19 protein-coding genes are annotated in these 15,561 nt (G+C 60.6%); 15 read left to right on the top strand and 4 right to left on the bottom strand.

Annotated elements, in window-relative coordinates; translation table 11 throughout:
- The first annotated feature begins 94 nt into the window (after positions 1 to 94).
- Positions 95 to 1,138 (top strand): YihY/virulence factor BrkB family protein, encoded by a 1,044-nt coding sequence (locus tag AC522E_RS16405; protein WP_227384781.1) that lies wholly within the window; start codon positions 95 to 97, stop codon positions 1,136 to 1,138.
- Positions 1,139 to 1,667: 529 nt separating this feature from the next.
- Here AC522E_RS16405 and AC522E_RS16410 read toward each other — a convergent pair.
- The gene (locus AC522E_RS16410; protein ID WP_500747318.1) at positions 1,668 to 1,862 is read right to left on the bottom strand and encodes a hypothetical protein; all 195 of its coding nucleotides are present in this window, start codon (positions 1,860 to 1,862) and stop codon (positions 1,668 to 1,670) included.
- A 423-nt stretch (positions 1,863 to 2,285) separates the two neighbouring features.
- A complete protein-coding gene (locus tag AC522E_RS16415) occupies positions 2,286 to 2,825 on the bottom strand; it encodes a hypothetical protein (RefSeq protein ID WP_500747319.1) in 540 nt (179 codons plus the stop codon).
- A 609-nt stretch (positions 2,826 to 3,434) separates the two neighbouring features.
- Here AC522E_RS16415 and AC522E_RS16420 point away from each other — a divergent pair.
- From AC522E_RS16420 to AC522E_RS16465, 10 genes are all read left to right on the top strand, one after another.
- The gene (locus AC522E_RS16420; protein ID WP_500747320.1) at positions 3,435 to 3,713 is read left to right on the top strand and encodes a hypothetical protein; all 279 of its coding nucleotides are present in this window, start codon (positions 3,435 to 3,437) and stop codon (positions 3,711 to 3,713) included.
- Between the two features lie 137 nt (positions 3,714 to 3,850).
- Positions 3,851 to 4,081: a DUF2934 domain-containing protein gene (locus AC522E_RS16425; RefSeq protein WP_500747321.1), complete on the top strand. Its 231-nt coding sequence runs from the start codon at positions 3,851 to 3,853 to the stop codon at positions 4,079 to 4,081.
- Between the two features lie 327 nt (positions 4,082 to 4,408).
- Positions 4,409 to 5,584 (top strand): AI-2E family transporter, encoded by a 1,176-nt coding sequence (locus AC522E_RS16430; RefSeq protein ID WP_500747322.1) that lies wholly within the window; start codon positions 4,409 to 4,411, stop codon positions 5,582 to 5,584.
- Between the two features lie 286 nt (positions 5,585 to 5,870).
- Positions 5,871 to 6,020 (top strand): hypothetical protein, encoded by a 150-nt coding sequence (locus AC522E_RS16435; RefSeq protein ID WP_500747323.1) that lies wholly within the window; start codon positions 5,871 to 5,873, stop codon positions 6,018 to 6,020.
- A 42-nt stretch (positions 6,021 to 6,062) separates the two neighbouring features.
- On the top strand, positions 6,063 to 6,233 hold the full coding sequence (locus tag AC522E_RS16440; protein ID WP_500747324.1) for a hypothetical protein: 171 nt from the start codon (positions 6,063 to 6,065) through the stop codon (positions 6,231 to 6,233).
- Positions 6,234 to 6,317: 84 nt separating this feature from the next.
- Positions 6,318 to 6,545, top strand: a complete 228-nt coding sequence (locus AC522E_RS16445; protein ID WP_500747325.1) for a DUF6894 family protein — start codon at positions 6,318 to 6,320, stop codon at positions 6,543 to 6,545.
- Between the two features lie 322 nt (positions 6,546 to 6,867).
- Positions 6,868 to 7,107, top strand: a complete 240-nt coding sequence (locus tag AC522E_RS16450) for a CsbD family protein (RefSeq protein ID WP_500747326.1) — start codon at positions 6,868 to 6,870, stop codon at positions 7,105 to 7,107.
- 43 nt (positions 7,108 to 7,150) lie between these two features.
- On the top strand, positions 7,151 to 7,372 hold the full coding sequence (locus AC522E_RS16455) for a CsbD family protein (RefSeq protein WP_500747327.1): 222 nt from the start codon (positions 7,151 to 7,153) through the stop codon (positions 7,370 to 7,372).
- A 65-nt stretch (positions 7,373 to 7,437) separates the two neighbouring features.
- Complete coding sequence (locus AC522E_RS16460) at positions 7,438 to 7,641, top strand: hypothetical protein (protein WP_500747328.1); 204 nt, start codon at positions 7,438 to 7,440, stop codon at positions 7,639 to 7,641.
- A 48-nt stretch (positions 7,642 to 7,689) separates the two neighbouring features.
- A complete protein-coding gene (locus AC522E_RS16465) occupies positions 7,690 to 8,124 on the top strand; it encodes a hypothetical protein (RefSeq protein WP_500747329.1) in 435 nt (144 codons plus the stop codon).
- 193 nt (positions 8,125 to 8,317) lie between these two features.
- Here AC522E_RS16465 and AC522E_RS16470 read toward each other — a convergent pair whose 3' ends face one another.
- Positions 8,318 to 8,557, bottom strand: a complete 240-nt coding sequence (locus AC522E_RS16470) for a DUF6489 family protein (RefSeq protein ID WP_500747330.1) — start codon at positions 8,555 to 8,557, stop codon at positions 8,318 to 8,320.
- A 413-nt stretch (positions 8,558 to 8,970) separates the two neighbouring features.
- A complete protein-coding gene (locus AC522E_RS16475; protein ID WP_227384473.1) occupies positions 8,971 to 10,149 on the bottom strand; it encodes a YsnF/AvaK domain-containing protein in 1,179 nt (392 codons plus the stop codon).
- 367 nt (positions 10,150 to 10,516) lie between these two features.
- Here AC522E_RS16475 and AC522E_RS16480 point away from each other — a divergent pair, with 367 nt between their 5' ends.
- The 4 genes from AC522E_RS16480 to AC522E_RS16495 all read left to right on the top strand — a co-directional run bounded on the left by AC522E_RS16480 (position 10,517) and on the right by AC522E_RS16495 (position 15,502).
- The gene (locus tag AC522E_RS16480; RefSeq protein WP_500747331.1) at positions 10,517 to 12,493 is read left to right on the top strand and encodes an AI-2E family transporter; all 1,977 of its coding nucleotides are present in this window, start codon (positions 10,517 to 10,519) and stop codon (positions 12,491 to 12,493) included.
- A 289-nt stretch (positions 12,494 to 12,782) separates the two neighbouring features.
- Positions 12,783 to 13,157, top strand: coding sequence for a sigma factor (locus AC522E_RS16485; protein ID WP_500747332.1), 375 nt, complete (start codon positions 12,783 to 12,785; stop codon positions 13,155 to 13,157).
- 524 nt (positions 13,158 to 13,681) lie between these two features.
- Positions 13,682 to 14,398 (top strand): DUF6998 domain-containing protein, encoded by a 717-nt coding sequence (locus AC522E_RS16490; RefSeq protein ID WP_500747333.1) that lies wholly within the window; start codon positions 13,682 to 13,684, stop codon positions 14,396 to 14,398.
- A gap of 252 nt (positions 14,399 to 14,650) precedes the next feature.
- Positions 14,651 to 15,502, top strand: a complete 852-nt coding sequence (locus AC522E_RS16495; RefSeq protein WP_500747334.1) for a hypothetical protein — start codon at positions 14,651 to 14,653, stop codon at positions 15,500 to 15,502.
- Positions 15,503 to 15,561 lie beyond the last annotated feature (59 nt).

Raw genomic sequence — 15,561 nt, forward strand, 5'->3', positions numbered from 1 at the left:
GTGTTCGCGGCGGGCCGCGGGGCCAAGAGGCGTCGTGTTGGAGCAGCGAGGTGCTTCCGAACCTGATATTCTGCCGAAACCGGATCAGGAAGCGATGGCTCCGATGAATGAACAGGCAGAGGATTGGCGTTCCAGCGTCGGCGAGAAGGCGGCCCGCTGCGAGCCGTCGGACGATCGGGCCCGCGCCCGTGAGCTTGGCCGGGGACGCGATGCCAACACCCCCGGGGAGATCCCGGCGCGGGGCTGGAAGGACATCCTCTGGCGCATGGTGCGGTCGGTCCCGGAGAACCGGATCCTGTCCACGTCAGGTGGGGTCGCATTCTTTGCACTGCTGGCGGTGTTCCCGGCCGTCGCCACAATCGTGTCGCTCTACGGGCTCTTTGCCGATACCAGCGCAATCAGGGGTCACCTGTCGCTTCTCGCCGGCATTCTGCCCGGCGGCGTGCTGGAACTCATTGGCGAGCAGATCGGCCTGATCATCGCCCAGGACAGCGACACGCTCAGCCTTGCCTTCGTGGTGGGTTTTCTGGTGGCGCTCTGGAGCGCGAACTCGGGCGTTGCGGCCCTTTTCGATGCGCTCAATGTAGTTTATGGCGAGAAGGAGAAGCGCAGCTTGCTGCGCTTCTACGCCACGACGTTCCTGCTCACGCTCGGTATGGTTGGCGTTGTTATCCTGGCCATCGGCGCGGTGGTCGTGGCGCCTGTCGTTTTCACCTTCATGGGCTTCGCGACCCCGGCCGGCCGGCTCTTGAGCATTCTGCGTTGGCCTGCCCTGTTCGTTGTCGTCTTTGCCTGGCTGGCCGTCATCTACCGCTACGGCCCAAGCCGCCAAGATGCCAAATGGCGTTGGGTGACCTGGGGCAGCGCTATGGCGGCCGTGCTCTGGCTAGCGGCGTCGATGCTGTTCTCCTGGTACGTCGCCAACTTCGACAGCTACAACAAAACCTATGGCTCGCTTGGCGCTGGCGTAGGCTTCATGATCTGGATCTGGCTGTCGGTGGTAATTGTCCTGCTCGGCGCCGCCCTCAACGCCGAGATGGAACACCAGACTGCCAAAGACAGCACGGAAGGCCCATCCAAGCCGCTCGGATCTCGCGGAGCCAACATGGCGGATCACGTCGGCCAATCACATGTCTGACCCGATCGCCGTAACATCGCGTCCGGAGACACCGCTCATCCTCAGGACCGGCAAACACAGCCGGAGGCGGGAGGATCCCACTTGCGCTATCAGGATCATGATGCCCCGGTCTCGCGCCTCACTCGGTTCAGATGGCGGAAGCAACCTGACTGCGGCTGACGGCGGCAGAGCCATCTGCGTCTCGAACCACGTCAGAATTCATCGGGAGAGCCGAGGCGAGGTGCAGTCTCTCCCGTGAGAAGACCACCAGCGACGTTGAGTTCACGATGCTGGCCCAGAAGGTCTGAATTCCTTGTCGGATCTCCTGCGAGTTCACGAGGCCTTCTTGGCAGGCTTATCGGGCTTTTCGGTCCCGCCACCCTGCTTTCGTGACCGATCGCCAGACGAAGGAGCGCCTCCCTCGTTGTCCCATTGTGAGATGCCATTGTTGGGCTTGCGCTTAGGAGGGCTTGGGGGAGTTTTCGTGGTCATTGGAATATCGCCTTCTAAAGGAATGTCCTTTGCCGAACTCTCTTCGTCTGGTGGTCGATTAGCGAGGCTCCGATGGTGCTCGGGTCACCTGGAAACCTTGTTCAGAAAGCGCGGTTAAGATTGCTCTTGCGAGATCCACCCTCTCCTCGGTCGATATGACAGCTCCGGGCTGATTGGGAGCCTTCTGCGCGTGCTGGAGGGCAAATTGGATGGCGTTGACGATGATAGAGAGCACCATGTCTTGGTCCTTCATATCAACCTCCAAGGCTGCCCTGAGAGTAACACCAGCGATCTCCCCCCTGTTCCGGAAAACCGCATCTCCAGACCAGGAACGCTGAAGTTGAAGCCAAGGTCAGGGAAAGGTCCGCCGTTCAGACAATGGGAGCGCCTGATGTCGACAGCGAACGCTGTGCTCTCAGACCTCAGTCGGGCAGTTTGATGCTGTCGTCTCCGTAGCCTCGCCTTCCGTTGAGCTGCGGTCGTGGTTGCACGGCGGGAGCTGGGGCAGGCGCCAACGCACCCCAAAACTTGCGGATGATGGATTTCGTCAAACTGAGGATGTCCTGTATCATGTCTCGCTCACTTTCCTTCGTGAAGCCACGGCTCGGCTACGTCATGCCTCCACGGCAGCTTGGGCAGGCTCCTGCCCGAACCAGACGGAAACCGGAGAGGAGCCTTAACGGCCACGAGCGCGGGCGCCCAGGTCCTCGCGGAGTTCGTGCTCACGCACGATCCGGTCGTAGGACTGATCTGCGCTTCTGATCGCGTATTGCGGTTCGTCGCGCGGATCATCGAGCCTGACGATCTCATAGCCGCCTTTCCAGACCTCGGGCCGGCCGTCCTCCGCGTAAGAGACGGCCTGTCCCACAGCAAAACGGTGCAGACCCCGGGCGGGCGTTGATGGGCTCTCCTCCGGGTGCTCGGCCAGCATGAGAGGCGCTGGGCGCGGTTCTTTACCGGCAGCCTTAGCCGGAACAGGTCTGGGTGAATAGGTCACCGGCTGCGCAATCTCTATCGGCACTGTCCAATCGAGCAGCGTGCGGCCACCATCGTCCATCACACGCAGAGCATCGGTCCGCACTGGCCAGCGTCTCATCCCGGCGGGGCTCCGGGCGAATGCCAAAGCGGCGGCACCATCGGCAGCAGTAATAGGCAGAGTTCCGATGACCTCGGGAACACCGCGTCGAAACCGTTTGAACTGGATCAGGAATCTCATGGCGACCTCCTCGATGCAGAGTTGCCTCAATGAACGCCCTCGGCCAAGCTCAACCGAAGCTGCAATGCCCGTGTGGCGGCGAGTGTCTGCGGTATACGGACATGCACGTAGATCCTTAGTAATTAGTAAGATATGGAACTCTGTCGCCTGAATAAACAGGGCCACAAGGCGAAATAAAAACCAAATAAGCTACTTGTTTGTGTTATGCTGATTTGTGAGAATGCGTAGACTTCTGATTAATTCGCCCCAAGAAAACCCTATGCAGACCCCAGAGTGGCTGAGGCCTGGACTCCACGGCGCCGCCTGTGCGCTGCCGCTCTTGCACCGTCGGGTTCTCCTGGGGCGGTTGGGTGACTAACGGAACCGTCCGCACGATAGCCTCTGATCAGTGAAAAACCGCTGTGGTCACGGCTTTGTCCCTGATCTGCGTCGATCAGTCAAAGCGCGATCCCCAGCTTGCCGAGCGCATTGCTGCAATCAAGGCGCCTTGTCCTGGAGCAGAGGCGATATGGTCTTGAAGAACGGGGGCCGACGATGCCAGGCACCACGGAAGGCGCGAGCCAGGTTGCCAAAGATTGCACCGAGAAGATCGCGGCTTAGGAGCAACTCATGCGTACGACACGAAAAACCATTAGTTTCGATCACCCGTTCTCACTGATGGCTGTTGATGGCTTACAGCCCGCCGGCGCATACACGATCGACATTGACGAGGAACTGATCGAGGGACTGTCGTTCCTGGCCTACCGGCGAGTTGCGACCACCATTTACCTGCCACTTCGTCAAGGGAACCACGCCTCGGTGCAGGCGGTCAGGGTCGATCCTCGGGAGTTGACAGCAGCTCACGAAGAGCCGCCCACTGGAGGCGGAGATCAGCCGGCTCTGTGGTGAACGGCCTCGCCGATTGAACCCTCATCAGCAGCCGCGAGCACCAATGCATCCGCTGGTGAGTAGCTGAGGTCATGCAAATATCAATAGCTGAGGACTCGCAGCACGGCTTGGCTTGTTTACTTCCAGGAAGAAAACGAATGAAGGAAACGCAAATGGAGCCGAGCACCAATTTCACCGAGGACCAAGTAAGACAGCGCGCCTTCGAGCTTTGGAAGAAACGCGGTTGCCCAGAAGGTTACGCGGCGGAGTTTTGGCGTCAAGCCGAGCGTGAGCTGAAGGGTGAAGGAAGCGCTAGCGACATCAGTAAAAGCGTCAGCGCCAATGCTGCTTCCGCGAAGAGCGGCTCCGGATCGGACGGCCCAGGCTAGAGATCGATTTCAGAGCCATGCAGACTGGCGATGACAGGCGGTTCTGGCGGGAAAGACCGCTGCCGCAAAGTCGGCTGACGATGCCTCGATCAAAGTGAAGCCTTCCAACTTCAGCACGTTCACGCCGACTGATCGCACGCACGGATCGATCCTATTCCGATCGACGGCACATTCGATCGAGCCGGAGCATTGCTCGGCGGGCGGGTGCGCGCTGAACGTCGTCGGGCTCGCACCTTGGGAATAGCTTTTCTAGCAAGGGTCGACGAAACCGGGTATGGTCCACTGTGGACACAGGGACATGCTCACGCTCCGGAAGGGAGAACGGCCATGGTTCCCGTCTCAACGCCACCGCAGCGCCCCCCGTTGGCACCCGTCCAGGATGATCAGCCGCCGGAGCCGCATGCCGTGCCGATGGAGACCTCCGACGAGGCAGAGATGCCGCTGCCATCCAATCCGCAGACGTTCTATCTCGGTGGACTTTTCGCGTTGGCCTTCCTGGCGGCGCTCTACGTGGCAAGCGCGATCATCCTCCCTGTCGTGCTCGCCTTCGTGTTGAAGCTGCTTTTGCAGCCCGCTGTGCGTCTCCTGGAGCGTATGCATTTCCCCCGGGCCGTTGGAGCGCTCGTAGCCATCCTGCTGGTGACCGGAACGATCGTGGGTGCTGTAACGGCCTTGTCAATCCCCGCCGCGACTTGGGCGGAACGGTTGCCGCAGGGCATACCGCGCCTCGAAGCCCACCTGGTGGTTCTCAAGGGGCCGATCCAAGCGTTGCAACAAGTTATCGAGCAGACCGAGCAGGCCGCCAACGCTTCCGGATCAAAGGGGGCCACCATTGCGGTTCGCCGCGATCTTGGCCTGACAAATGCATTGTTCGCCGGAACGCGGTCCATCCTCGATGGCCTGTTTACGACCATTCTGGTGCTCTACTTTCTATTGGTATCGGGCGATCTCTTCCTTCGACGCATCGTCGAAATCCTGCCGAAGTTCAGCGACAAGCGGCAAGCTGTCGACATCTCCCAGCAGATCGAGGAAGACATATCCGCCTATCTCGTGACGATCACGGCCATGAATGCGGCGGTGGGAGTCGCAACCGCGACCGTGATGTATCTTTGCGGGCTGGGAGATCCTCTCTTGTGGGGGGCCACAGCCTTCCTGCTCAACTATATTCCGATCTTGGGGCCGCTGTTTGGGATCGGCATCTTTCTTCTCGCCGGAATGCTGAGCTTCGACAGCTTATGGTGGGCCCTGCTGCCGCCGGCCCTCTATCTCGGCATTCACCTCGTCGAGGGCGAAACTCTGACACCCATGCTGCTGGCGCGGCGCTTCACGTTAAACCCCGTGCTGGTGATCTTGTCGCTGGTGTTCTGGTTCTGGATGTGGGGCGTGCCCGGCGCGATCTTGGCCGTTCCGATGCTGGCGATCCTGAAGATCGTCTGTGATCGGGTGCGCCCGCTGAAGGTCCTGGGACACTTCCTCGAGGGATCCGAGACTTCGGCACGTTAGAATGACCATCATGGTGCTGGCGTCATCCGACAGGTTGACCGAATGAGACATTTGCCGCGGCGGGCTCTCTTGTCATCCGGGCTTTGGGCCCGTCTCTAAGCAGGGAGCCGCAGCCGTACTTGGGTGTTGGTGGAACGAGCGCAGCATCTCGCGACTGGCATCGGGCTCACAAGCCGCTGCGTGCCATACCCCTCAACGGCTTACAGCGGCACTTTTGGGTCGGCCGGTTGTGGAAACCACATACGCTGAGGCGATCCCCACTCATCCGCGTAAACGGGGCCCAGCCATGCCGAAGGCTCTCGATGCTGATTATCGCACGAACTGGCTCCCGGCCGGCCTGGAAGCAGAGCACTTTTCGGCCCTTAAGCCTTATCTCGACCTCGTCGAACTGGAGCAGGGTGAGGTGCTCTTTGAACCCGGCGGTCCTATCCGCTAGGCCCACTTTCCGCACACGGTCGTCGTGTCGCTGGTGAGCGTCATGCAGGGAGGCAATGGCTGGGTGTCGACCCGCGCCTACAGCGAATGCTTTCCCGATCTGTCTGTCCTGTATGCGACGGGCTATGCGGTGCAAATGCAGCCTGTCACTGGAGGGATCATCATTGCGAGGCCTTACAGGATGGCTCAGGTGATCGGCGCCCCGGAAACATAGGCAGCCTGAGGAGTAAGCCCTTATGGAACAGGGAGGGAGCCCCCCCGGCGTTGACAGTTATTGTCCGCAAGCGCTGAAGCGTCCATGCCCCGTTTCTTCTTTCACTTCCATGACCAGAACGGCTTCAAACAGGACGAGGAAGGGCAGGACCTGCCCGATGTGCATGCAGCCCACGCGGAAGCTCTGAAAACGGCAATCGAGGCCGCGATTACAACGATGACGAGCGTCAGGTTCAGTGGATCATTGATCCAGGGGAGGCGAGATTTATCGAACATCTTGTCCTCCTTTGCCGCAGTGTCTGGGAATGCTTGACCGTTCATTCTCGGGTGCCCGCTTCGAAGAGGAGGAGGCACTCGGCGATGAGCAGAACCGAGACGACCGCTGGCCTAACATTGTTCTGCCCCTTGACTGAACCATGTCGAATATTTTGAGTAAATAATCCTTATGTCGACTTCATTTATTATTTCTCAGCATGATATATTGTCTAAATCGTAGATATAAGAATTATATTTACTTGGTATTTATTTTCTAGATCACCTGCAATTGCAGCGCGCACCCACCATATTAATTTGAGATAAACTTTGTGCCTACTTCGCGGTGGCCAAGGTTCTTATATGAGAGGGGGAAGTTCCCCATGTGCCCGAACAGCCGCTTCATGTTCGATCTTCAGCACTATCGAACGCACGACGGCCCCGGACTGACGCTTCACGCCCTGTCGATGATGCAAGCCATGTGGGGTCGATTGACGGCGCTAGAGGTGTCGGGGATCCGGACCCCATCGGAACTCATCGAGAAAGTCGAAGAGAGCTACAGTCTCTCCCGCGAGCAGGCGACCAGAGAGGTCGAGTTCTGGGCCCTGGATAAGCAGCTTTGAGCTGGTCGCTGTATGACGAGACCAGCCCCAATTCATGGAGGCTATGATGTTTGGCTTTAGAGGCGGCGAAAGCAACGAAACAGTAACTCGCAAGACAGGCTACCGCGATGATGCGAAACGCCAGTGGAGTTGCCTGACGACCTTGGACCTGTCGCAGATCAAGAACGAGGAGCAACTCGTTGCGATGGTAAAAGTGCGCTACGGCCTGCCCTATGAGACGGCCAAGGCTGACGTCGCGCGCTGGATGGCAGGCAAGCAGTTCTGATCAGTTTCTCGAACCTGGAGCGGGGCCTAGCCTCACTCCAGGCTCACAGGTGTGGAGATCCGTTGATGTCGACCGAATTTTATGTCGTCAAGCACCATGGGGCTTGGCGCATTCGCGTGAATGGCAAGCACCATGGCGAATACGACTCCCGCTTTGCCGCCATCAACGCCGCAGCGGCGGAAGCCCACGCTGTTGGTGCGGGAGCAAAAGTCTTCAGCACGGGGATTGTGAGTCAGTATAGCCGTGAATGGTCGGCAAGAGAGAGCTAGGCCAGGGGCTTGCTGCCCCAGCACCATTGAGCCCGAAAGGAGCATCGCATGAGCGAGAGAATAAGCCGTCTTTGCGATGAGCTTCGCATCAAGCTCCACGGCCTGGACCGCCGGCTTGAATCCTTAAAGTCAAACGGCGCCGCAAGCTTCAATCACTCACAGGATGCTCTTGAGAGCCAACTCGACCGTGTCGAGCAACGCATCTACGACCATCGCGCTACCGTTGAGGCGGCCAATGCCAAGGCAAAGACGTGGGTTGCGGAAAAGAAGTCCGGATTGCATGCTCTTCACATTTTACAGAATGAACGTGACAAGGCTTATCTGCTCAATGCTCAGGCTGATGAGGCAGAGACCTACGCAGAAGCTGCCTTCGAGTTGGCGGCGGCTGCGGCGGATGAAGCCATATTGGCGGTCTTGCAAGCCCTTCTCGCGCGCAATAAAGCTGATCAGGCTGCTTTCCCAGAGATGGATGCACCCCGCTGAAAATCACTCCTCTGTAATAGATCAGGCAATTTGGTGAGCATTCCTTATCATTTTTGTCGTGTCATCTGCGGCCTGTCACGGTCGACCTCCTTGGGAGGGTCGGCGAGGTGGGGAAGGCAGACACATGAGACCTTCTCGGTGATCCTTGATCCCGCTCAGATCCCTGGAACGACAGTGACCGCCACACTGGTATCTATTTAGTCCTTGTCGAGCTCATCTGGGATGCAACCATGTCCTGCCATTGTTCGAAGCCTTCGACGGCGGTCGGCAACCAGGTCTTGATCATCGTCTCTGGGTCCATCGCTTTCAGGTTCACCGACAGGCGCTCCTGCATCTCTCTCATCAAGTGCTCCTGCATGGGCTGCACATCCGGCAAACCGAAGAAGGCGCGTGCTTCTTCTGGTGTGCAATCGATGTTCACCGTGACCTTCATTTGAAGTCTCCTGTCGGAGGTCAGCCCTTTGGCCGACGTGGATCTCCATGACAACGGCGATCAACAGGGCTGGTTCGGAGTGGCCGCCCATGATCCGGTTCATGCCCTTGTCCGCGCCCTTGAGGCCGCGAACCCCAAGCGACTGACAAGGCCGTTTCGTGGCACCAGTAGGCGTCATGCAGGGTGAACGCCTCGTTTTCAAGCCAGGGAGCACTGGTCCGTTCTCCTCAGGAGAAAGCAGCGCGCCACCGCGGAAACCGGATTCTCTATGGGAAGCAAGGTGGCTGTCACGGAACGTGATCTGATGATTTGGTGAAGTCCCTGACATCGGCATTCCTGTTCCGGTTACGGGCACACGGGTCGTGGTCGAGGGCAACGACCCGTGTGCAAGGTAAGGCGTTGCTTTCGTGATCTTACTTGCGGCTGGAGGCGATTGCCGGCCGTGTCTTGCCGGAACGATGGTTCTCGTCGGAGTGCGTGACCTCGATCTCGTCCCGCCGAACGGTGTCCCGCACAGTCTCGATCCGTCGAGTACGCTCTCGGCGCACGACGACCTCTTCCCGCACCTTCACGCTCTTCCCAACCACAGGCCTCTCGGACGTCTCGATCATCTCGATCGTGAGCTCGGTCAGGCTCTCTCCGGTCACGGCATCGGTGACCGGTCTGCGCCTTTCCACGATGACTTTCTCATCATAAAGCGATACCTGCTGCTGAACCGGCGTTTCTACGACAATGCGGCGCACTGTAGTCGTGCCGCTGGTCACCGTGTGCTTGCCCACGACGAGGGTCTCTTCGGCCAGCGGGATGACCTCCTCCGCCTGCGTCGACAGTTGCCCAGCGGTGGGTCGCGCCACGGCACGGCCCAGCGGAGCCGTCCAGAGGTTGAACATCGAATCCCAGAGGACCGAGCCGGTGCTCATGGGCGCGGTCGCGACCCGCTGCGCGGCCTCTGCCGTCGTCCGGATCATCTGCGCGGCACTCTCAGCGGCGGCCTCGCCTGTCCGTGCGACGGCGTCTGCGGTCTGCCGGACGGTCGCGCGGGCCTCCTGCTCGCGCTCGGCCTCATCCTCCTGGTCAGCAAGACGCCTTGCTTCCTGCTCACGCTCGAGCCTTGCCTCGATCCGGCGCTGTTCAGCCTCCGCCAACCGGGCTTCCTCGATCTCGGTCTTCTCGGCCTCAATGCGATCGACGATAGCCTGGGCTTCCTCGTCGCTCAGTGCCTCCAGGGTGGCCGGCAGCAGCTCGTTCTTCCCGTCACGTACACTCTGCTGATGGATCTTGCGCAACTCGGCAACCTTAGTAGCGAACTCCTCGCTGTCTTTGGGGGTGGCCTCAATCTCATCGAGCAGAATTCGGGTTTGCTTGTTGTCGGCGAGCGCTTCGGACACAAGGCCCTTGGTGGCCTTGTGTTTCCTGAGCACCGGGAACAGGTGCTCTTCTTCGAGCCTGGCGAGCAGCTCCAATTCCGCCTTGAGTTCCGCGAACAGCCTCTCGCGCGTCTTAACCGCGCCGTCCGAGGTATCCATGAGCTTGGCGAAAAGTTCGTTGGCCTTGGCCGGGCTGGTCTGAAGCAGTTGTCTGATGGTCGTCATGTCGTCCTCATGAAAGATTGGAGCCAGACGCAATACTGAGTGGAATCTGTTGCCCGATCCGCTTGTTACGAACGGTGCCGGAAGAGCGAAGCAATGGCTCCCCGAAGCGAGCGGAGTTTGGGATTGGTTAGCCTTTGGAGAGCGACGACGCAGATACTAGGAAGACAATCTCGCAACAGCGAAGGAATTTGCTGCATCGCAACATGGCAACGCCTTTAGGACCCCACAGTTCCTGAGCAACGGGCAGTTTCCTTTGGCGTGCCGGACAGCGCTAAGCCGGGCAACGGAGCGAAACGGCTGTATAGGCGTTGTCGCACTGGGCCGGGCCGCTGCAACCGAGCTGACGGCGGCCCGGGAACTCACAACAATGTCAGACCTGAAGCCCACGCTCGCTGAGCGGGACCTCCTTCCCCCCGTCGCGCCGTCCGCAGGCCTCGGCGTCGTCGGCATGATCGCTCTCGTCATCGCGGCTCTGTATGTCGGGCGCGAGGTCTTCGTTCCGGTCGCGCTCGCCATACTCTTGAGCTTTGTGCTGGCTCCGCTCATCAGGCTGTTGCAGAAGGCTGACGTGCCACGGGCGCTGGCGGTTGTCGGCGTCGTCCTGGTTGCCTTTGCGGGTATCACGGCGCTTGCCACCGTCATGGCGACGCAGGTCACCCAGCTCGCCGGGGACCTGCCGCGCTACCAGGCCACCATGCGCGAGAAGGTGCAGTCCCTGCGCGGCTCCGCTGCCGGCAGCAGCGCCCTCGAGCGGGCCGCGGATGTGTTGCAGGACCTGGGCAAGGAACTCGACAGGCCGCAGGCCGGGACATCCTTGCCGGCCAATCCGCTGACGCCCAGCACCGTGCCTGCCACCGAGACGAAGCCCATCCCGGTGGAAGTGCGCCAGCCCGATCCGGGCGCCCTGCAAACCCTCGGCGCCTTCATCACCCCGCTCATCCACCCCGCCGCGACCACCGGGATCGTGATCATCTTCGTGATCTTCATCCTGCTGCAACGGGAGGACCTGAGGAACCGTCTGATCCGCCTGGCCGGTTCGCACGACCTCCAGAAGACCACCGCCGCCCTCGACGATGCCGCCAGTCGTCTGAGCAAGCTGTTCCTGACGCAACTGGCCCTGAATGCCGCCTTTGGCGTGGTGATCGGCAGCGGCCTGTACGTCATTGGCGTGCCGAGCCCCGTGCTGTGGGGCATCCTCGCGGCGATCCTGCGCTTTGTCCCCTACATCGGCGCGTTCATCTCCGCCGCCTTCCCACTGGCCCTGGCGGCGGCCGTTGATCCTGGCTGGTCGATGCTGCTGATGACCGCAGCCCTGTTCATCGTTATGGAGCCGCTCGCCGGCCACGTGGTCGAGCCCCTCGTCTACGGCCATAGCACGGGTCTGTCTCCCGTGGCGGTCGTTGTCGCGGCGACGTTCTGGACCTGGCTCTGGGGACCGATCGGGCTGGTGCTGGCAACGCCGCTGACGGTGTGCTTGGTCGTGCTCGGCCGGCACGTGGAGCGGCTCGAGTTCCTCGACGTCATGCTCGGCGACCGCCCGGCCCTCTCGCCGCCGGAGATCTTCTACCAACGCATGCTGGCCGGTGATCCGGCGGAGGCAGCCGACGTCGCGGAGGAGTTCCTGAAGGAGCGCTCGCTCTCCGTGTACTACGACGAAGTGGCGTTGGCGGGCCTGCGGCTCGCCCGCGCCGACGCACAGCGTGGCGTTCTCGACGAGCCCCGCTTGGAGCGGATGAGGGCAACGGTCGAGGAATTGGTGGACGATCTCTCCGACCATCCCGACCAGAAGCCGAAATCCGGCCGCACCGACGATCCGGAGGCGGTCGCCGCCGTTGAGGCCAGCGAGGACGAGGGCGGCAGGACCGACCTTCCGACTCTGGCGCCGGAGGAGCTCAATCCGCGCTTCCGGGGTGAGACACCGATCCTGTGCATTGCCGGCCAGAGCGCGGTCGACGAGGCGACCGCCCTGATCCTGGCGCAGCTCCTGACGAAGCATGGGCTTCACGCTCGGGTGGAAAGCGCAGCCTCGCTGTCGATCCAGGCCGTTGCGAGGATCGACGATGCCGGTATCGCCATGGTGTGCCTGTCCTATCTCGATGCTGGTAGCCCGGCACACATGCGCTACGCGGTGCGTCGCCTTCGCCGCAAGATGCCGCAGGCGCAAATCCTGCTGGGGTGCTGGGTCGAGGGAATGGACGCCGCGGCTGCTGTGGCCCTGCGGGAGGCGGTCCGGGCGGATCTCGTTGCTACAAGCCTGCGGGAGGCGATGGCCTTGTGCCTGGAGGTGGCCAGGACAGAGGCGACCCAGGGCTTGAACGGATCTATCGCGGTCAGCGCCGCTTGACTCGGTCCCAGCCGGATAACATGTCGAATGGGAGCAACTGCACGGCCACGCGTCTGGCTTCAGATGGCCCTTGTCATGAGCGATCCTTGAATTCTGCACCAGCGAGCTCCGCTCCCGCGTCCTTCTTCCACGGTTGAAAACACCCCAGCCTGGTGCAGCCAATGGACGATGACCCAGTGCCCCCCTAACGGACGCTCCCATCCCGCCGAGTTCCCTTCCCTCACCGACGCCATCCAGACCCATCTCGGGCGCGAGCTGCGCTCTCTACGGCGATCCCGACGCAGGAAAGATGCCCCGGAGCTTGGCCCAGCTTCTCACTCGCGTGGCTCAGGTCATCCGGGCCCACACGGAGGCGGTGGATCACGCCTTCGTAGCCAATCTCATCGGCAGCCTGAAGTCGCTGCGGGCCCACGCGATCTCCCTCACCCATGATATGCATCAAGCTGAGGATCTCGTGCAAAAGACTGTTCTGAAGGCGATCAACAAGCAAGAGGAGTTCGAGGCTGGCACGAATCTCCAGGCTTGGCGCTTCACCACCCTGCGCAACCTGTTCTTCTCCGGCCGCCGTACGAAGCAGCGCGAGGTGGAGGACACGGATGGAACTCATGCGGCAACGATGATCACCATCCCAGACCAGGAGGCTCACGGTCCAGGATCTGCATAAGGCGCTTGCCAAGCTGCCCCGCGAGCAGCGCGAGGCCCTGCTGCTCATCGTTGGGGAGGGCCAAGGAAAGGGTCGAATCCCTTGGGACCAAGGTCGGGACGATCAAGAGCCGGTCAACCGGGCGAGGACCCGCCTGGCCGAACTGATGGGGCTCGTCCGCGACGATAGCATTGCTTGGTCGCACGGCGCACCGGCGTAGGCTTACCAGATGGCGGATGCGGAAACACAAGCCCGATCCTTGGGACGTGCGAACCTGACATGTCCCCGCTGTCGGCGGCACAGGATGCCGATGTCCTCGATATGTCCTTCAGCGCAGGCTCGGAATATCCGCTCGGGGTCAACCTGGGAAATTTGCTGTCCGTCAGGTATGTCTGGTGTTCCCTGCCAGAGCTGACTTTCGGTTCGATCCCAAAACCTACCATCGCAGACGTTCAGTCCGTCTTGGGTCACTTGCCGGATCTTCAGTGGACTTTCGAAGGTGGTGAAGCCAGGTGATGACCATGTCAGACACAGGAAGATCATTGATGACATTCGAGTCCGGCGGACCCAAGCCGACATTGACCCAGGTCCAGATCATCCAATCGCTTGCCGAGGCCCTGGCCTGGTTCGAGAAGGAACTGACGTGGGGTGTGGCTCCGGCCGAACTGAACCATCTCACGGGCCGGATCGGGGAACTCTATGCCGCGATGATCACCCGTGGACAGATGGCCCTCGAGACCAACCAGCGGGGATATGATGTCGTGTCGGCATCGAACGAGCGGATTTCGGTCAAGACGATCACGAGCTCAAACCAGGTATCCTTCAATGCAGCGACATTCGACCTCGTCGATCGGGTGATGATCCTTCGGGTCAATGTCGACGACGAGAACGGCATATCGGTCGAAGAATTGCTTGACGAGTCCGCCGAGACGGCAAAGGACAGAATGCGCCCAGGCGATGGAAAATACGTCTACCCTGTTGCGCAAGGCAGGCGGCGGGAGAAACGTCCCGCCGAGGAACTTCGGGTGACGGCCCGGGCAAGGTATTCGGACATCGAGATCGTCCGCTACGAGAATGGCGTCATCCGCATCCTGCAAGACGGCGTCGTCCAACCAGTGGTCGTCAAGGACGTTCTTCGCCCCATTGCCGCCGAGGTCGGCGTCGACTTGTCGAACTCCCGGGGGGAAACGAAGACCACCCACGTCCTCGGCGCCGATGTGATTCGTGCCCTCAACCTGCGCAGCAGTCGTTCCGGTACCTAGGGTCGCTCACTGCGTCACTAGCCTGCCCCTACCAGCGGGAGGTCCGTCGCCTGGGTCGAAATTGTCTTCCATCGCTTACTCCTGCTCTGCGGCAGGCTGTTCGAGGCCCTGCGGTTGGCCCGCTAGTGCCATGGTGGATGTTCACCCTCGAAGGCAACGTTTGCGCGCGATGCCGACTAACGACCCCACGGACCGGTGTTGCGATTGAATTCCGATCCCGCATTTATGTGCCGGCCCCTTGATGCTTGTCAGATGACGCTGCAAGCGCTATCTCTTCATCTGGAACCGATAGCCAGGGCTGCAAGCGACCCAAAAGGCGGTGAACTCGATTTCGAATCGACACCTGAACGGCAACCATCTCAGCCGGCGCAGGGTGATCATAAAGCGCTTGCGACCACCCCCAAGACGCCAGGATTGAATGGATATGCCATGTCTCTCCATAAGGATTGCGCAGATCACCTGCGCTCACACTACCGCTCCCTGACCGGGAACAAACTGAAGTCCACCCACGCGCATGAGCTCGTGGCCGCCTTTTTCGGGTACGGAACGCTTGCCGCGCTTCAAACGGAAACGAAATTTCCGCTGACGGATCTTCGAGAAGCCGCGTTCCTGATCCCGGATCTGGCCCGGATGGATCAACGGGTTCAAGAGATCAAGAACTTGCCCGCTGATCTGCCTACTGTGGACCAGCTCGCGTCCGAGATCTGTGACTGCCTTGTCTCGCAAGGTCACTTCACTGGCAGGATCTGGAGGTCCCGGGATCTGCGAGACGATGTCAATGGCTACGTCCAGGACGATCCGCTGATAATCGAGGATGCCCTGTCGGGGGAGATCGCTACGACAAACGCCTATTTCGATGAGCTCTACATCGATGAATACGGCTTCGAAGCGAACGACGAGGGTCTCATGGTCACTCTGTCTGGCTCCCTAAACGGGGAGCAGGACGAAGACCGTGCGTTCCACGGCAACAAGATCCTGTTCACGACGGTGATGACGTTCGAGCTGGTGGCCGGGCGCATCGCCTACAGGGAACCGGAACTCGACACCGGTGGCGCGGTCGACGACTCCGACTATTACGATCCTGAGCCGGAGCCGGCCTCCTGAATGGGTAGGCTGGACACCTCAGGCTTGATGCCCCACTGCTTAGCTGCGGCCAAGAGCAC

It is taken from the genome of Microvirga sp. BF8 (assembly GCF_059888585.1).

What these genes read in the sequence shown, in the direction of transcription:
- AC522E_RS16405 (WP_227384781.1), top strand. Translation starts at nt 95, where the DNA reads ATGGCTCCGATGAATGAACAGGCAGAGGATTGGCGTTCCAGCGTCGGC.
- AC522E_RS16410 (WP_500747318.1), bottom strand. Translation starts at nt 1,862, where the DNA reads ATGAAGGACCAAGACATGGTGCTCTCTATCATCGTCAACGCCATCCAA.
- AC522E_RS16415 (WP_500747319.1), bottom strand. Translation starts at nt 2,825, where the DNA reads ATGAGATTCCTGATCCAGTTCAAACGGTTTCGACGCGGTGTTCCCGAG.
- AC522E_RS16420 (WP_500747320.1), top strand. Translation starts at nt 3,435, where the DNA reads ATGCGTACGACACGAAAAACCATTAGTTTCGATCACCCGTTCTCACTG.
- AC522E_RS16425 (WP_500747321.1), top strand. Translation starts at nt 3,851, where the DNA reads ATGAAGGAAACGCAAATGGAGCCGAGCACCAATTTCACCGAGGACCAA.
- AC522E_RS16430 (WP_500747322.1), top strand. Translation starts at nt 4,409, where the DNA reads ATGGTTCCCGTCTCAACGCCACCGCAGCGCCCCCCGTTGGCACCCGTC.
- AC522E_RS16435 (WP_500747323.1), top strand. Translation starts at nt 5,871, where the DNA reads ATGCCGAAGGCTCTCGATGCTGATTATCGCACGAACTGGCTCCCGGCC.
- AC522E_RS16440 (WP_500747324.1), top strand. Translation starts at nt 6,063, where the DNA reads ATGCAGGGAGGCAATGGCTGGGTGTCGACCCGCGCCTACAGCGAATGC.
- AC522E_RS16445 (WP_500747325.1), top strand. Translation starts at nt 6,318, where the DNA reads ATGCCCCGTTTCTTCTTTCACTTCCATGACCAGAACGGCTTCAAACAG.
- AC522E_RS16450 (WP_500747326.1), top strand. Translation starts at nt 6,868, where the DNA reads ATGTGCCCGAACAGCCGCTTCATGTTCGATCTTCAGCACTATCGAACG.
- AC522E_RS16455 (WP_500747327.1), top strand. Translation starts at nt 7,151, where the DNA reads ATGATGTTTGGCTTTAGAGGCGGCGAAAGCAACGAAACAGTAACTCGC.
- AC522E_RS16460 (WP_500747328.1), top strand. Translation starts at nt 7,438, where the DNA reads ATGTCGACCGAATTTTATGTCGTCAAGCACCATGGGGCTTGGCGCATT.
- AC522E_RS16465 (WP_500747329.1), top strand. Translation starts at nt 7,690, where the DNA reads ATGAGCGAGAGAATAAGCCGTCTTTGCGATGAGCTTCGCATCAAGCTC.
- AC522E_RS16470 (WP_500747330.1), bottom strand. Translation starts at nt 8,557, where the DNA reads ATGAAGGTCACGGTGAACATCGATTGCACACCAGAAGAAGCACGCGCC.
- AC522E_RS16475 (WP_227384473.1), bottom strand. Translation starts at nt 10,149, where the DNA reads ATGACGACCATCAGACAACTGCTTCAGACCAGCCCGGCCAAGGCCAAC.
- AC522E_RS16480 (WP_500747331.1), top strand. Translation starts at nt 10,517, where the DNA reads ATGTCAGACCTGAAGCCCACGCTCGCTGAGCGGGACCTCCTTCCCCCC.
- AC522E_RS16485 (WP_500747332.1), top strand. Translation starts at nt 12,783, where the DNA reads ATGCCCCGGAGCTTGGCCCAGCTTCTCACTCGCGTGGCTCAGGTCATC.
- AC522E_RS16490 (WP_500747333.1), top strand. Translation starts at nt 13,682, where the DNA reads ATGACATTCGAGTCCGGCGGACCCAAGCCGACATTGACCCAGGTCCAG.
- AC522E_RS16495 (WP_500747334.1), top strand. Translation starts at nt 14,651, where the DNA reads ATGACGCTGCAAGCGCTATCTCTTCATCTGGAACCGATAGCCAGGGCT.